A 13,868-nucleotide genomic window follows, 5' to 3' on the forward strand; every position below is an offset into this window, starting at 1 on the left:
CAAAACCCTTTATACAACTATGAAAAAACGTCTCCTTTGGATTTTATTTGTAGGGCTTTCATTTTGTTTAAAAGCCCAAGATTTTACTGAACGACTTAATAGTGAGAGTAACACTCAAAAGAGTGTATTCGGTCTAACAAGTAACTTGAACACTAATTTTGTATGTGCAGACCCTTGTTGTTTGGGGGCGTCTGATATTCGCTCAACAACTGTTAGACTTGGGTGGGGAGTATCTGAGCAAAATGCTTTATCGGAAGTTCAATACAAACCAGTGACTGGTTCAACTTGGACAACAGTTACAAACATAATAGATAGGTACATTAATTTGGAAAGCTTAATGCCAAATACAACTTATCAGTGGAAGGTTAAAACTATATGTGACGGAAATGTAAGTTCAAATTTTGTTACAGGGAATAATTTTACAACAGAATGTCCCGCTCCTTGTTGTTTAGGTGTTGGTGATATACGATCAACGTCAGTAAAACTTACATGGGGGGTATTTGAACAAAATGCTTTATCAGAAGTCCAATATAAACCAGTGGCAGGCTCAACATGGACAACAATTACAAATATATTAGAGAGAGAACTGATATTGAATGGTTTGTCTCCGAATACAGTTTATCAATTTAAGGTTAGGGTTTTATGTCCTACAGGTAACCCATCAAATTTTGTTACAGGGAATAATTTTACAACAGAATGTCCCGCTCCTTGTTGTTTAGGTGTTGGTGATATACGATCAACGTCAGTAAAACTTACATGGGGGGTATTTGAACAAAATGCTTTATCAGAAGTCCAATATAAACCAGTGGCAGGCTCAACATGGACAACAATTACAAATATATTAGAGAGAGAACTGATATTGAATGGTTTGTCTCCGAATACAGTTTATCAATTTAAGGTTAGGGTTTTATGTCCTACAGGTAACCCATCAAATTTTGTTACAGGGAATAATTTTACAACAGAATGTCCCGCTCCTTGTTGTTTAGGTGTTGGTGATATACGATCAACGTCAGTAAAACTTACATGGGGGGTATTTGAACAAAATGCTTTATCAGAAGTCCAATATAAACCAGTGGCAGGCTCAACATGGACAACAATTACAAATATATTAGAGAGAGAACTGATATTAAATGGTTTGTCTCCGAATACAGTTTATCAATTTAAGGTTAGGGTTTTATGTCCTACAGGTAACCCATCAAATTTTGTAATAGGAAATAATTTCACAACTCTCTGTACTGCCCCCACAGGCTTAGGTAATGGAAATGTTACACTTACAAGTGCAGACCTTATTTGGTTAAGTGTCAGTGGAGGTATCAGCTATGAAGTGCGTTATCGCGTACAAGGAAGTAATACAGCTTGGACAACCCAAACAGTCAATGCACCAACTGTCACACCAAACTCAACGGTTATTTATGGTATAACGGGGCTTTCACCACAAACCTCTTATGAGTGGCAGGTGCGTACAATCTGTGCTCCACTCAATACAGCTTTTAGTACGTTGGCTACATTTATGACATCTTGCCCTTTGCCCACCAGCCTAAATACTACTGATATAACAACCAATAGTGCAAAACTAAACTGGACACTTGGTTTGCCAGGAGCAACCTATGATTTACAATGGCGGTTGGTTGGAGCAAATACATGGACAACTGTTGCAGGTATCGCTACCAATTTTTATACACTTACGGGTTTATCAGTAGGGGGGAATTATCAGTGGCAGGTTCGTTCAAACTGTTCGCCAACTGTCAGTTCAGCTTATGCTACACCTATTTCTTTTACGGCATCTTGCCCATTACCAACCAATTTATCAGTGGCTAATTTACTTCCTGGATCTGTGCAGCTCAATTGGTCGGGTGGCTATGCTGGAGGTACATATTCCGTTCAATGGAGGCAACAAGGCACCAGTACTTGGACAACAATCAATAATATTTCATCGCTACCATATACATTAACAGGCTTAACAGCAGGAACAATTTATGAGTGGCAAGTGAAACTATTGTGTACGCCATCTGTTACGACCATTTATGCTGGGCCAAGTACTTTTACAACTCCAACTACTTGTGCGAGCATGTACACAATAAAAAATGGTTCTTGGAACGATGCTACGGTATGGTCTTGCAACCGAATACCCAATACTACTGATGTTGTTTTGATCAAGCATATTATCACAGTACCTACGGGTTATACAGCACAAGCACAACAGATTACGTATGACCAAGGGCCAACAGTAAAGTTTCAACAAACAGCACAATTAAATTTCTTACACTAAAACCTTAATTTTTAATACTACTGATATGAAAAATATACTGATAACTTCGCTATTCTCAATGCTCATGTTTAGCACAATGGCACAAATCATTGAAACTCCAAGCAATAGTATTCTAACAGTGAAGAGTGGCATCACGATTCCAGACACAAGTGCTTATCGAATCAACGGAGCGGCGATACTTAAACTGAAAAGTTCAACAAATCTTTTTTTAGGTTTAAATGTGGGTAATATGATTGCTGCTGGTCAAAATAATGTGTTTTTAGGAAGTAATTCAAATGGGACATTACCAACGATTACCAATTCAGTAGCTATTGGGACCAATGCAAAAGTAGCCATCAATGATGCGATTATTTTGGGAGATACTGTAAATACTAATATAAAAGTAGGCATCGGCACAGCATGGCCCAAATATAGATTAGATGTAAAGGGAATCGTAAATATGCGAGTAGCATTCAATTCACCATCCATAAAAATAAATGACCGTGATTTTTTAGCATTAGACTCGGAAGGGAAGTTTTTGGTGACAAATTTCAAGATTAAATATGATGACCAAAAGGATTGGTCAGATAAAGTTTTTGATGAAAATTATAAGCTGATGGACATTGTAGATGTAATGAAATTTGCCAAAGAAAATAAACACTTACCCAATATTCCATCGGCAAAACAAGTGGTTGAAAGTGGGGTAGAAATCAATCAAATTGTTTCAAAATTGCTTGAAAAGATTGAAGAGTTGACTATTTATAATGCAAAACAATCAGAAGAAATAAGCGAATTGAAGAAAAGAATGGTGCTATGGGAGAGTAACAAAAAATAGGAAATAAGACTTACCTTTTCAATATTTCTTGAAAAGGTAAGTCTTGTTCGAGTTTAATAGAATAATAGACTGAGAAATTAGGAGTAAATATTTAGTTTATAGAAGTAATAATAAGATCTGATTTTATAATATATAAGTAATTGCTTTAGATTTATTTCAAAAAGAAATAAATCATCATAAAAAGTTAGTATAAAACTATCATTAAACACTCAAAATAATTATTGTGATGAAAAAAACATTTATCTTTTTATTACTGAATATTTGTAATTATTATTCTTTTGGGCAAGCTGTTCAAACTTCACCAAGTGGGACATTGATTTCGAATCAAAGTGGCAATGCTGTTATGCCAACTTCTGCTATTATGGAGCTTCGTTCTTCTAACAAAGGTATGTTGCCTCCTCGGATGACAACAGTACTGATTGATGCAATTGGCTCACCTGTTAAAGGTTTAATGGTTTATGATACTGACTTAAATTGCTTAAAAGCTTATAATGGGACTAAATGGGAATGTACTGGAGCAAATCTTGTTGCTGCTACACCTTTGAGTTCATCTTTTGCTTTTCAGTCTGTTGCAGAAAATACTGTTAACGCTAAATCAATCTCAGCTGATAATTTAGGTAATACTATCTCAGTCGGTTCTTTTAGAGGTGCGGTTACTTTTGGGAAAAATATTAATAGTATGACATTGACTTCTGCAGGGGAATTTGATGGATTTATCGTAAAACATGATGCTGATGGAAACCTAATTTGGGCTACCCAAATAGCTGGGAGTTCAAATGACCAAGAGATTTTAGATGTAGATGTTGATGCTTCCGGAAATATTGCAATCGTAGGTTATTTAAAAGGTAGTACAATTTTTTACTCAACCAATGGTTCGTCAAGTTCCTTCACTACTAGTAGTAACTATTATTCACAAATTTTTGTCGCCAAATATAATTCTTCAGGAGTATTGCAATGGTTCAAAACAGCAGGATCGTCAGGTACTTATCATTGTGAAGGAAAAGGTGTGTCATTTGATGGAACTGGGAACGTATTTTTTACTGGTTTTTTTACTGGTGGGGTGTCGTTTGATGGAACAACTTATAACTCCTTAAGTTCAACAAATGACATTTTTATTGCTAAATTAAATAGTTCAGGTGTGTATTCATGGGTCAAAACTGCTGGAGGAACAAGTAATAATGAATCGGGATATAGATTGGTTTGTGATAACTCAACAAATGTTTATCTGTATGGATATTACCAAACTACTGCTACCTTTGGCGAGAATACTGCTGCTATAAGCTATACATCTCGAGGTGATGGAGATAATTTCCTTGCAAAATATGATATTAATGGAGCATTAAGTTGGGCAAAAACACTAGGAAGTACCTATGATGATAATTTAGGTGGACTAGCCTATTCATCGGTCTCGAACGCATTATATATATGTGGTAGTTACAGATCAACAATAACTTTTGGTCCAGGTTTAGGAACAAATCCATTGGCACCGGTTGGTTCTGTCGGTTATAATAATTCTTTTCTCGCTAAATATGATTTAAATGGAAATATACAGTGGTCTGTTCGGAATGGTTCAACCAATAGTGAACATAATTACGCAAATGATGTTTCAACTGACAATTCTGGTAATCCATATATCACAGGGACACTACAATACGATACTAATTTTTATTCATTTAATTTAGCTACAATTTTTTATTTAAGAGGTGTCCAATATGGCGACCCATATTTAGCAAAATATAACACAGCAGGTGCTTTACAATGGGCGATTGTTGCACCCGATGGTTACGATGATTCTTGTAGAGGATTAGTAGTCAAAAATAATATTGCATATATTATAGGTAATTTTAAAGAAACAATAAACTTTGGCTATCAACAATTAACTTCCACAACTAATAGCTACAATGGCAATCTTTTTATTTGGCGTTATACTGAATAATTGAAACAAATATAGTAAGTCTGCTATTTTTTCAGTCCATAAAATAATAGTTCTTGTACTTTTTGTTATCGAAATGCATAGATTCAAATTGAAATGGGCTTGACCATTTTTAGATGGCTAAGGATTCTTTAAATCATTTAAAAGAATTCAAACAAGTAATAGTTTAATGACCAGAGAAATTATTGAGAGGCGTAAATTTCATCGTAAACTTAACACCATTATTATATTCAAAATGATAAGACCCATTTAATTGAGCAACCTGCATCTGAATGAGCCTTATACCGAAGGTTTTAGATGTTTCGATGGGGTCAAGAGTCAAATCTGAATTCTCAAAACCCATACCATTATCGACTACCTTTATAACCAACTCATTTTTTTCTGAAAAGCAAGTAATATTAAGGCTCGGATTCAGCCGATCGGGAAAAGCATATTTGCAAGAATTAGTAACTAATTCATTGATTATCAAGCCAATAGGTAGTGCTTGGTCAGCAGATAATTGAATTTTTGGCATTGAATAGGTAGGTTCAATCTCTCCAAATCCAAAGCTATTAAGGACACTTTCAACCAATTCAATGATAAAATTGGATAGATTTACCACAGTTAATTCGTCGCCATCATATAGCTTTCTGTGTAGAATAGCCATCGCTTCAATTCGAAGCATGCTTTCTTCTACGGCTTGTTTGGCAACTAAATCAGTGAGACGGTTTGATTGTAAGCTCAATAAACTTGAAATTACTTGTAAATTATTCTTTACACGATGATTTTGCTCTTTTACCAATACAATATTCCAATGACTAATTCGCTTATTTTTTCGGTATAATTGATAAAAAACAAAGCTTAGTCCAATAGTTATTATGAGTAATGAAGCAAAGGCAATTAAGAATTGTTGTTGAATACGAAAGTTTTGAGCTTGTAAAATAAGTTCCTCTTTTTGCTTTAGTAAAAGAACTTCTTTCTTCTTGGTTTCATATTCTACATTCAAACGGCTGACAGCTCCCTCATGATCAGCCAAGATTTGCCTTTTGTCTAACTTATTCGCATTCTCCAAATGTTTGAAAGCTTGCTCCCAATTACCTACTGTCCGAAAGTAAGTTACATATAAGTTTGCCAGATGATGTTGCGAATCATACTCATTTAAAAGCTCTTCGTTATATAATTTTTGTGCTTGCAGAATAAGCTTGTAAGCTTTTTTGGGTTGATTGAAAGCTAAATAAGCACCTGCTAAATCAAGCATCGTATGTAATGATTCACTTTTTTTATTTTTACTTGAAAAAATATCTAAAGCAGTTTGATAATATGCTATAGTGTTTGGATTTTTTTTTATTTGAGCCAAGCCTCCAAAAGCAATCTGTAGATAAGCTAAACTGAGCGTGTCCTTTATTTTTATTGTATGGGCTTCTGCTTTTTTAAAGTAATAAAAAGCACTGTCATAATCAGGCTTAATAAAAGATGGTTTCTTAGAAAACTCATCATTCAAACTCGTTGAAGGAATATAAAAACGAGCCAAAGCAGTATAAGCATGACTCAAACCGAGATCTGATTTTACTCGCTGAAAAATATTTAGTGCGATTCTTACATATTTCAAGCCATCTTCATAATGGCCTTGACCAAGACTATTTTCGTGTAATCGTATATATAACCGCCCCAACTTATAAGAATCTCCATACAGTTCTTGAATACTTAGAGATTTTAAAAACAAATTTTGTGAAGTAAGATAATTACCTGTATTTGCTTCAATCTTGCCCAACAAATAATAGGCTTCAGCTATTTGCAGAGAATCTTTTTTTGCAATACCTTCTTTTAAAACTTTATTGGCATATCTTATTTTTCCAAGCTGAATACTTGAATAGGTATATTTTTGGGCAAAAATAGGTTGTAATGTCAAAATTGTCACTAACAACACTTTTCCTAAAATATTGACATAAGTAGAAGTAATCATTTATACTTACTTGTTTATACAAAACCCAAAGCTAAAGAAAAGTTATGAAATGTTCTTATTTTTTTTCTCGTTTGGGAAATGACCTATTTGGCAAAGTAAATGCCTTGATTCATAAAGTGCAGATTGACATTGGTTGGCTTATTGATGTAATTTATATGAGTTTAAAAAACATTAAAACCTACAACCACTAAAGCTGTGAATAAACAATTACCTACTACTATGATAGCTCTTAATAAAAGAACCCACGTGAATGCTCACGAAGTAACTCTTTTGGAAGGCAACATTAATTATACTACTATTCATTTTGCAAAGGGAAATCCATTGGTGATAGCCACTACATTGAAAAAGATAGAACCTCTTCTAAAAGACTATGATTTTCTTCGGATACACAAAAAATTTGTCCTAAACCTAAATTATGCAAACGATTCTCTTTTAAATAAAAATATTGTGACACTTCAAAATAATGTAGAAATTAAGGTATCACGAAGAAAAAGAGTTGAATTAAAGAGAAAGATGGTTATGTCAAAGCTGTATTGAATTGATTTTTTCCCGTTAACCCAAAACATTGCTGAAATTTTAAAACATTGAATCTTTATTATTACCCCTTCTGAACCTATGAAAAAAACTTTATTTCTTTTGCTTTTTACCATTGGCAATCTACAAGCTCAAATTGTGAGAATTACAGCTGGTACAGACCTCCAAGCGGCCATTGATAATGCTACTGCTGGTACTACATTTTTAGTGGAAGGGGGTAATTATAATAGCTTAACTATTAGTAAAAGAATAGGATTAATAGGAACTGGCTATTTATTAGGAGCAAATGGAACGAACACACAAGCGAGTCCGAATGTTGCTACTATACAAAACCTTTCATTTAATCCTGGCTCTCAAAATTCAATTATTTCAGGATTTCAATTGAGTTCAATTATGGTATCTACTCATAACATAATAATTCAACGGAACTTAGTTGGGGGAATTTTATCACAAAATGCAGATAATACACTCATCAAACAAAACTTTATTGAAAATTATCTTTCATTTTCTAATTCAACAGGCTTCATTGTTAAAAACAATATAATTGGTGATAATATTACTTTTTCAAGTTCATCCGTTCCATTAATGGCAGGTCAAATTATTAATAATACTTTAAATGCTCGATATGTAAAGTGTGCAGATTCTACTACTACAACAGGAAATTTTTTCAATTTTCTGACAAATATAAATATAATAAAAAATAATATATTTATTGGAAAAGTTTTTGTTGGAAATAATTGTTCAACTCCACAGATTCTGTCGGTACAGAACTTTTATAGTTTTGACAATAATGTGGCGGGAGGAGTCACTTTTGCAAATATTTCAAATAAAGTCACCACTAACTTTGCCAATATGTTTGTAGGCTACCCTAATAACCCAAATGGCTTGCCCAAAGATGCAAGATTTCAATTACCTACTAACTCACCAGCCAAAGGTGCAGGAGAAAACTTAAGTGATGCGGGAGCTTTTGGTGGAGACGAACCTTATGTGCTTTCAGGAATTCCTATTGGGCCAGTGGTGTATGACTTGCAAGTACCCACTTCTACGGCAGTAGGGCAGACAATTCAAGTTCAAATAAAAGCAAAAGTTCAAAACTAAATTTTGCTAATGAAAAAAGTAATAACTTTTTATTTGAGCTTACTTTTGGTTTTTAATTTACAAGCTCAAATTACAGCATTTGAATATTTTTATGATAATGACCCAGGTTATGGAAACGCTACAACTGTTAATTCTTTTGTTGCTAGCAATAACCTTAATTTGTCATTATCGCTCAATTCAAATAATCTTTCTGCTGGTTTGCATACCTTATTTATTCGAGCAAAAACTAACTCGGTTACTAATCCATGGTCAATTACAGCTAATCGCTTGATTTTTGCCGTACCATTGGCTTCAAGTACCTATACTAACCAAGTTAGAAAAATTGAATATTTTTTTGATAAAGACCCTGATTACGGAAATGGCTTTTCAGCAGTAGTTAACGCTACAGACTCCCTTTGTATTTTTCCTATTCCAACTGTTTGTTTACCCCGATTCAACACAATTCTTGCAAATATTCATATTCCAGATACACTTAGGACTGGCTTAAGAACTTTTAATGTGCGTTATCAGCGAATGGATGGTAGATGGACTCTTTCACACCATCAGCCAATTATTGTTCAACCAAATTCTGGTAGTGGAAATAAAAGTGCAATTACAAAAGCAGAGTATTTTTTTGATAAAGACCCAGGATTTGGACATGGATTTCAGGTTGCTATCGCACCAGCAAATAATCAAGTGGTAGCACCATTGTTGATTCCTGACACTTTGCATACAGGTTTGAGAACCATTTTCTTAAGGACACAAGATGGGACAGGGAATTGGTCATTGAGTCAAAAGCAATCTATTTTAGTATTTCCATTAACTGGCAATGGAAGTATTAGTAATATTACGCATGTTGAGTACTTTTTTGATAATGATCCAGGTATAGGATTAGCTTCTCAAGTGTCTGTTTCACCTACCAATAATCAAAGTACAATAAGTATTCCAATATCTAATGCTATGCCTATTGGCTTACATACGCTCTATATTCGTACACAAGATGGAAGTGGAAGATGGACATTAGGTTCTTCAAAACAGATTTTAGTTTGGCAAACTGCAACTTTACAGCAAGCAACGCTTACAAAAGCTGAATATTTTCTTGATAATGATCCTGGCTATGGAAATGCCACAAGTATCAATTTTGCCACCAATAATAATAACCTTACTTTCAATGTTGGGAATGTGCCAGCTGGACTACATACGCTTTATGCAAGAGTAAGATTAGCTAATGGACAATGGTCTCAAACGGTGTCCAAACTTATTTTGGTTTATGATGTGAGTAGCACACCAATTGTTCAAATGGAATATTTTGTTGATACTGACCCTGGAAAAGGACTTGCAACTCAACTATTATTTACCCCTAACCCAACAAATAATTTGATAGCTACTTTTAATATTGCACCTAATAATTTGGAGTATGGCAATCATATCTTTTTTGTTAGGGTAAAAAATAGTAGTGGGCAATGGTCGGCATTAAAAGCAGTAGTTTTTAACTATACATGCCCAGATGGTGTAATTATGTTTAGTGTCAAATCGGGTAATTGGCATGACTCGGATACTTGGGAATGTAAACGTGTTCCAACTATAGCAGATAAAGTATATATTAAAATAAATAATAAGGTGAATGTTACAGTAGGGCAAACCGCACAAGCAAAAACAATAAATAACGATAAGGGAGGTATATTAGATGTACCTATTGGAGCTAAAATGAATATTAAACCCAATTGATATAAAAGTCCAAGATGGAATTCAATCCATCTTGGACTTTTTTTTATAATTCAACTAAAGTATTCGAATCACATTGGAAAATAAATTGAACAGTCTCTGCTAAATCGGCTTCAGAAATCTTCTTTACTTGCCAGTCGAATCCTCCTGCATATTTTTGTGTAATTTTCTCAGTTTTTCTGATAATCTCGGCAATAAATGGGTGTTTGGGTTTGCCAATATTTTGACCAAAATCTTGGATATCAGCCTTAAACATTAGATTTACCGGAATTTTGTACATTTGCCCATTTCTGGCTGCACAAATGGGCACTGGCTCGTAAGTTGGCGAAGATGCATATTCACCCAATTTCTTTTGAGCAATTTTATACTCTTCGTCGGTTTCTCCAAAAATGATAGCGACTTTCTTGCGGTGAGATTTTAAACGTTCTTCAATGTCATTATCTAATCTTTCCAGCAATTGACGCAGAACTACTGTATTTTTCCCATTTCTGATTCTTTCACGAATAGACTGGCGAATAAAGTAAGTAATAGACTGAGTGACAGTAAGTCCGATTTCTGCCATTTGCTTGAAAATCAACGAAGCAGGAGACATTCCTGGAATAGTGTTCGGATCATGAAGCAATACTCTACCATCAGGAGTTAAGAAGCCATCTGTACGTGTAACAACCGAGAAACCTAAATTATTGAAAGCTTTAAGTAGATTATCTTGAATTTTGTTCAAATTTTCTAAGCTTGTTTCTACTGGAATACGCTTTTTGGTTACATTAGATTTATACTTAGATTTGAAATCAAATGTCTGAATTTCACCGTAGATTTCAGTAGGAGGGAGGGCAACTGCTGTGCCATCGTCATGTTGAATTACACCACAAGAAAATTCTTGTCCAACCACAAATTCTTCTATCATTACATGATCTTCAGCATTTGCCGATATGGCAGTAACACTATCTAATGTAAAGAGCTGTGCATCCAATTCTTCCATCAATTCTACTGGATGAAAGAGCATTTTACCATTCACTATCAGAGGGAAACCTATACCTTCATCCAAATTTGATGTTTTTTCCATCAAATGGCGTTTCTGGCGGTCTGTCATTTTTTCCCATTCACGTTTCAAAAATGTTGTTTCAAAAAAGCATTGTTGAACCGACTTTGTAAACTCTTCGAGGCTTCTTTTACGAACAATCGCTACACCAATAGATGAGCCTTGGTGCGGAGCTTTTACAACAAATGGAAAACCTATATTATTGATTAAATCAGTAAACATTTTTGAACGGTCAGCCACTTGCCATTCTTCACGAGTAAAGGTGACCATTTTCTTTTTCTGGCCTGTTACAAGAGAAATAAGCTTGTTTTGCATTGGCTTGTCGATTCCAACTGATGAACCCATCAAACCAGGGCCAACGTAAGGTATTCCATACCATTCCAATAAACCTTGAATCGCTCCATCTTCAGCTTGAGGGCCGTGCATGATGGTAAAAGCAAAATCCATGATTTGAGAAAAGTCAGCTGGTTGTATTTGCTTCCCAACTTTATAAATGAGTTTATAAAGTTGAGTTTCGTTCAACTCACCTAATGATTCGATATACACACGAAATCCACGATTAAGGTTTTTTGAAGGAAAAAAATCACGAATAGATTCTTCGTAAAGCAACTCAGGATTTATCTGAATAAAATGCCCCAAACTATCGACAAAGATAGGAATAGGTTCAAAAATTGCCTTATCAATATGCTCAAAGGCAGTCTTTCCGCCTAAATAAGAAATTTCTCGTTCACGTGCTTGTCCGCCGAAGAAAATACCGATTCTAATTTTATTTGCCATTTTATTTTGTTCACAGTCTTTGGTCTGCAAATAGGATGCTACTATGGTTTAAAGAAAGGAGATTCATGAATCAAGAAACAGTATTTTTCTTTCCATTGCATGCTTCTATAGCCATCTCACATTCCGATTGCAAGTTAATAAAAAAAGCCACTTGTTGCTGCAAGTGGCTTCGTTTTTTAAGCGAAATTCTCCTCAAACTAAATAACCTATTAGAAAATTGGAACTAAGTTGAGGGCTTCTACTTTTCGTATTTCAGGAACAGATTTTAAGATGGCTTCTTCCAAACCAGCCTTGAAGGTCATAGAAGACATAGGACAGTTGCCGCAAGCTCCTAATAATTCAAGCCTTACTGTGAAATCATCAGTAATTTCCACGACTTTTACATTACCCCCATCGGTTACTAAATATGGTCGAACGCTATCTAAAGCAGCTTCTACCCTTTGTATTAAATCTTCCATTGAATAGTAAACATTTATCAATAAATAGTTATTTGTGAATGATAACTTTTTTCACACAATTCTATTAAATACATCTATAAAAGTACAAAAAAACAAGAAAAGTTCGGCAAGATTATAAAGATTTTTAGATTTCAAGATTATATCATTGAATCTATAAATCAATCATTGTTCTTATTTAAACAAGTATTTTGCCTATTTACCGAATCTCAACTCTAACAGTTTTTTCGCCAGAAGCATTACGAATGGCAACTTGCTGTGCCAACGCCTCAGCAGTTGCTTTGAAAGCTTCGCTTGTGATTGATTCATTGTCCATCATCGCTGGTCGTCCTTCATCACCTCCCTCTCTGATGCTTTGCACAATTGGAATCTGTCCTAACAATGGAACTCCATACTTTTCAGCCAAGTTTTTTCCACCATCTTTTCCAAAAAGATAATATTTATTGTCAGGTAGCTCGGCAGGAGTGAAATATGCCATGTTTTCAACAACACCAAGAATCGGTACATTTATTTGTGGTTGACGAAACATCGCTAAGCCTTTAGTAGCATCTGCTAAAGCAACTTTTTGTGGAGTAGTAACCACCACCGCACCTGTAAGAGGAACTGTTTGTACCAAAGTAAGGTGAATATCGCTTGTGCCAGGTGGTAAATCAATCAGAATATAATCTAAATCACCCCAATCGACATCACCAAAAAATTGACGTAAAGCTTGGCTTGCCATTGGACCACGCCAAACTACTGCACTATCCGCAGGTGTTAAGAAACCAATCGAAATCATTTTGATGCCATATTGCATGATTGGTGTAATCATGTTTTTGCCATCTTTTTGGGTTATGAGTGGTTGCATGTTTTCTGCCCCAAACATCAATGGAATCGAAGGCCCAGAAATATCGGCATCAATGATACCTACTTTTGCTCCAGATTTTTTGAGAGCCATCGCCAAATTGACAGTAACTGTCGATTTACCAACTCCACCTTTACCCGACGATATTGCAATGATGTTTTTTACCCCTGCCAAAACTGGTGCATTGCTACGTATTGATGTAACATCAGCAGTCATGTGGATGCTTACTTTTATATCTTGACTGAGATGTTTATGAATCGCATCGGTACAGTTTTTCTTTATCAATTCTTTCAACGGGCAAGCTGGTGTAGTGAGCATGACCGTAAATGAAACTTGATTGACACCTACCTCAATATCACGAATCATATTGAGTGTAACAAGGTCTTTTTTTAAATCTGGCTCTTCAACAGTGCTGAGGGCTTGCAGTACTTTTTCTTTGGTTATTGTTAATTCTCCCAT

11 protein-coding genes are annotated in these 13,868 nt (G+C 34.9%); 7 read left to right on the plus strand and 4 right to left on the minus strand.

The window, feature by feature from the left end; all coding sequences use genetic code 11:
- Positions 1 to 19 precede the first annotated feature (19 nt).
- The 3 genes from ACQUQZ_RS06975 to ACQUQZ_RS06985 all read left to right on the plus strand — a co-directional run bounded on the left by ACQUQZ_RS06975 (position 20) and on the right by ACQUQZ_RS06985 (position 5,019).
- Positions 20 to 2,269 carry a fibronectin type III domain-containing protein gene (locus ACQUQZ_RS06975; RefSeq protein WP_435354130.1) on the plus strand — a complete coding sequence of 750 codons (2,250 nt, stop codon included), beginning with the start codon at positions 20 to 22 and terminating at the stop codon, positions 2,267 to 2,269.
- Between the two features lie 25 nt (positions 2,270 to 2,294).
- Positions 2,295 to 3,083 carry a hypothetical protein gene (locus tag ACQUQZ_RS06980; RefSeq protein WP_435354131.1) on the plus strand — a complete coding sequence of 263 codons (789 nt, stop codon included), beginning with the start codon at positions 2,295 to 2,297 and terminating at the stop codon, positions 3,081 to 3,083.
- 226 nt (positions 3,084 to 3,309) lie between these two features.
- Entirely contained in the window at positions 3,310 to 5,019 is a 1,710-nt protein-coding gene (locus ACQUQZ_RS06985; RefSeq protein WP_435354132.1) for a hypothetical protein, read from the plus strand.
- Between the two features lie 163 nt (positions 5,020 to 5,182).
- On the opposite strand, the gene ACQUQZ_RS06990 is transcribed toward ACQUQZ_RS06985, so the two are convergent.
- Entirely contained in the window at positions 5,183 to 6,958 is a 1,776-nt protein-coding gene (locus tag ACQUQZ_RS06990; RefSeq protein ID WP_435354133.1) for a tetratricopeptide repeat-containing sensor histidine kinase, read from the minus strand.
- 44 nt (positions 6,959 to 7,002) lie between these two features.
- On the opposite strand from ACQUQZ_RS06990, the gene ACQUQZ_RS06995 reads away from it, so the two are divergent.
- From ACQUQZ_RS06995 to ACQUQZ_RS07010, 4 genes are all read left to right on the plus strand, one after another.
- Positions 7,003 to 7,149, plus strand: coding sequence for a hypothetical protein (locus ACQUQZ_RS06995; protein ID WP_435354134.1), 147 nt, complete (start codon positions 7,003 to 7,005; stop codon positions 7,147 to 7,149).
- Positions 7,150 to 7,153: 4 nt separating this feature from the next.
- On the plus strand, positions 7,154 to 7,495 hold the full coding sequence (locus ACQUQZ_RS07000) for a LytR/AlgR family response regulator transcription factor (protein ID WP_435354136.1): 342 nt from the start codon (positions 7,154 to 7,156) through the stop codon (positions 7,493 to 7,495).
- A 78-nt stretch (positions 7,496 to 7,573) separates the two neighbouring features.
- Positions 7,574 to 8,590 carry a hypothetical protein gene (locus ACQUQZ_RS07005; RefSeq protein ID WP_435354137.1) on the plus strand — a complete coding sequence of 339 codons (1,017 nt, stop codon included), beginning with the start codon at positions 7,574 to 7,576 and terminating at the stop codon, positions 8,588 to 8,590.
- 9 nt (positions 8,591 to 8,599) lie between these two features.
- Complete coding sequence (locus ACQUQZ_RS07010) at positions 8,600 to 10,297, plus strand: hypothetical protein (RefSeq protein WP_435354139.1); 1,698 nt, start codon at positions 8,600 to 8,602, stop codon at positions 10,295 to 10,297.
- 43 nt (positions 10,298 to 10,340) lie between these two features.
- On the opposite strand, the gene ACQUQZ_RS07015 is transcribed toward ACQUQZ_RS07010, so the two are convergent.
- From ACQUQZ_RS07015 to ACQUQZ_RS07025, 3 genes are all read right to left on the minus strand, one after another.
- A complete protein-coding gene (locus tag ACQUQZ_RS07015) occupies positions 10,341 to 12,110 on the minus strand; it encodes a D-alanine--D-alanine ligase family protein (protein WP_435354141.1) in 1,770 nt (589 codons plus the stop codon).
- A gap of 209 nt (positions 12,111 to 12,319) precedes the next feature.
- Positions 12,320 to 12,568 carry a NifU family protein gene (locus ACQUQZ_RS07020; RefSeq protein ID WP_435357644.1) on the minus strand — a complete coding sequence of 83 codons (249 nt, stop codon included), beginning with the start codon at positions 12,566 to 12,568 and terminating at the stop codon, positions 12,320 to 12,322.
- Positions 12,569 to 12,764: 196 nt separating this feature from the next.
- Entirely contained in the window at positions 12,765 to 13,868 is a 1,104-nt protein-coding gene (locus ACQUQZ_RS07025) for an Mrp/NBP35 family ATP-binding protein (RefSeq protein ID WP_435354144.1), read from the minus strand.

It is taken from the genome of Emticicia sp. SJ17W-69 (assembly GCF_051209875.1).
Classification (GTDB): Bacteria; Bacteroidota; Bacteroidia; order Cytophagales; family Spirosomataceae; genus Emticicia.